Genomic DNA, 3155 nt, shown 5'->3' on the forward strand with positions numbered 1-3155 from the left:
TATCCTTAAACGTCGGAGCAGGAACCTTCACATCCTCACCAGGCTTACCAGACCCGTCCTCATAGTTCGGGTCGAAGTGATCGTTCGCGTTTGGAACCTTCGGGTTGCTGTCTTGATCATCCGGGATGCCGTCACCGTCATCATCCGTATCCGTGAGATCAGGCGTGCCGTCACCATCGGTATCCAGCTTGAACTTCGCCTTGGCCTCGTCCGTGGACTTATCTGGGTAGGTCACCGTGACCGGAACATCGAACTCTTCCGTGGTCTCCTTGTTCAGCTTGGACTTATCCGGGAAGGTCACCGTGACCTCACCGGTGTTCTCATCGATAGAGACCTCGTAGCCCTCAGGCGCAGTAAAGCCATCGGTGATCTTGAACTTGGAGCCCTCAGGAGCGGTTGCGTCCTTGCCATCCTTGTCGGTGAAGGTCGGCGAAGACTTTGTCTCCTTGCCTGGGACGACGAGCTTGTCCTCGTAGGACGGCTCGTAAAGGTCCTTGTCCTTGTCGGTCACCGTGACGGTGACGTCAACGTTGTCCTTGGTTCCATCCGGATAGGTCACAACGACAGGAATCTTGACCTCGTCGCCTGGTTTGGCGGTGTCCGGGATGTTCACGGTGATCTCACCGGTGTTCTCGTCAACCTTGACGACGTAGCCCTCAGGAACATTCTCACCCGAGGTGAACTTCGTGTCATCCGGCACCGTGGTCGGTTTGCCGTCCTTGTCCTTGAACTCCGGCTTCTCAACCTTGGCTTCGCCACCAGGCTTACCTTCGCCGCCCTTGTACTCCGGCTCGTAGGACAAGTTCTGGTTCGGAACCTTCGGGTTGCTGTCCTCATCATCCGGGATGCCGTCACCGTCATCATCCGGATCCGTGATGTCAGGTGTGCCATCGCCGTCGGTGTCCAGCTTGAACTTCGCCGTAGCGTCATCCTTAGAACCATCCGGGTAGGTCACCGTGACCGGAACGTCAAACTCTTCCTTGGTGTCCTTGTTCAGCTTGGACTTATCCGGGAAGGTCACGGTGATCTCACCCGTGTTCTCATCGATCTTGACGGCATAACCGTCAGGAGCCGTGTAATCTTCTGGGATTGCGAACTTCGACCCCTTAGGCGCGTCGACCTTCTCTTCGGTCGGGTTGCCCTCTTTATCTTCACCAGTCTTGGTGAATGTCGGAGAAGACTTCGTCTCCTCACCCGGCACGACGTGCTTTTCCTCGTACGCAGGGGTCAATTCATCCGCGTCATTCGTCACCAGAACGGTCCATGCGGAGACGTCGTTACCGCCGGAAACCAGGACAACGTTGAAGTAATCACCCTTCTTTGCATCCTCTGGGATGTCGAAGGTGCAAGCCTTCACCTGGGCCTTAATGCCCTTGGATTGGTCGAGTTCGCAAGTCTTCTTGACGTTGCCCTTCTGGTCGCGCCACTCAACCTTCGACGGCAAAGTCGACAAATCACCGTTGAACTCTGGGGTCACCGTCATTCCAGGAGCAGCCGGCTTGTCCGTCGCGTTGTAGTCAGCCGTGATCGACACCGGGGTGTACGGCATAACCGCGTAGTTGACGTTGTACAGGGAGTTCAGATTCTGGAACGGAACACCAGTGAAGTCGATCGGCAGCTGGTTCTCGCCTGGAATAGCCGAAGCTCGGAAGTTTCCACCATCATTGAAGCGTTGGAAAACTGGAGTGTGGAAGCCCGTGTAACCGTTCTGGACTACACCGTCCTTGTTTTCGACCCACACGAAGACATGGTTCGGATTCAGGATATCCTCGCGATCCTGGCCCTTCTCGTACGCGCCAAAGCGCAGGGTGTATTCACCCTTGTTGTTGGTTTTTCCGTAGACGGTCTTGAGGATGTACTCGGGGTGGTCCTCAAGCATCTTCTTGGTTGCATCTGCTAGCTGGTTCGGATCGTCCTTGTACTGCTCGTGCAGCTTCTGGTTTGCTGCAGCACCATCCTTGGTCAAGGTGGATGCATATACGGTGTAGCCATCCGCAGCTTCGTCGACGCCATTGAAAGACGGACCAGTAGCGACGATGCCCTTGTCTGGGCCACCAGTCTCGAGCCAGACGGTGCCGGAAATGGTGTTCGGAACGTCGGTCTGCGTCGATGCCAAATCGATCGGTCCCTTAGGGTCCTCGACAAGCTTGTCACCCTTCGCAGCCATCCAGCTGGTTTCGTGGCTCGGTGGAACTTCCTGGTAGAAAGCCGCCATCAACTGGATGTTGCCATCAGCAGCAACGAAGGAACCGAGGGGGCCCTCAACTACACCGTTGAAAGAGCCCGGGACAAAGCCGTTGGCCTGTCGGAACATGACCATCTTGTTGCCGCGCTCGTTGGTGTACGGCTCTACCCAGATACGGTGTTTTTGATCCGTACGAGCAGACCAGGTGTGCTCCACCCCGAGCTTGTCGGTCCAGGTAATGCCTTTATCCCCGGTACCAAAAGCGAACGTACCCTGACCGCCGTTGCCACCGACAACATCCGGCAGGGTGTGGGTCTCTGCCTTAAAGATTGGCGAGTACGAACCGTCTTTGTCCTGGAACTGTGCGTAAACGGTGACGCCGTCCAGTGGAATGTTTCCGTTATCGATAGTCGATCCCGGGTTGCCCTCCGGGCCGGTCGCATACACGTGACCCGATATCAGACCCTTACCAACACCGTGTGCGTCAGTCAGGTTGGCAGCCTTGGTGACGCGGCCACTGGCGATCATGTCGGCATCAATCACACCATTCTCATCGACCGCTGGCGCGGCCGGATTCTGATCCGCAACTGCTGGAGTTTCCTCCTGAGCAAACGCGACCGGCTGCGCGAATGGCGCTACCAACGCAAACGACAATGCGGCTGCAGCAATCGAGGTGCCACGACGCGCTTTATATGAGCTTCGCATGAAGATTCCTTCCATTGATCCAAGCGGTATGACTTTCAATTCACCAACCAAATCACTGGATAAACTTCCAGACAAAATGATTATTCATGCCAATTAAAAGCCATTCACCAAAAATTGTATCAATCCATACAGGCCACAGATTACGTACAGTTGTTTTCTAATTTTGCAGGTCACAGACTTACAAACGTCGACTTTCGCCCTCCGTATAGTCCATTGACGGGTGGATTACTACCTTTTTGTACATCTAAATACTTACCCCCCCCCC

Annotated in this window: 1 protein-coding gene; it reads right to left on the reverse strand. The window is 55.2% G+C overall.

Annotated elements, in window-relative coordinates:
* On the reverse strand, window positions 1-2890 hold a 2890-nt coding region (locus HMPREF3170_RS12070; RefSeq protein WP_070479556.1), incomplete at its 3' end, for a YPDG domain-containing protein.
* Between the last annotated feature and the right edge of the window lie 265 nt (window positions 2891-3155).

The sequence above is a fragment of the Corynebacterium sp. HMSC08D02 genome (assembly GCF_001807505.1).
Lineage (GTDB): Bacteria > Actinomycetota > Actinomycetes > Mycobacteriales > Mycobacteriaceae > Corynebacterium > Corynebacterium pseudogenitalium.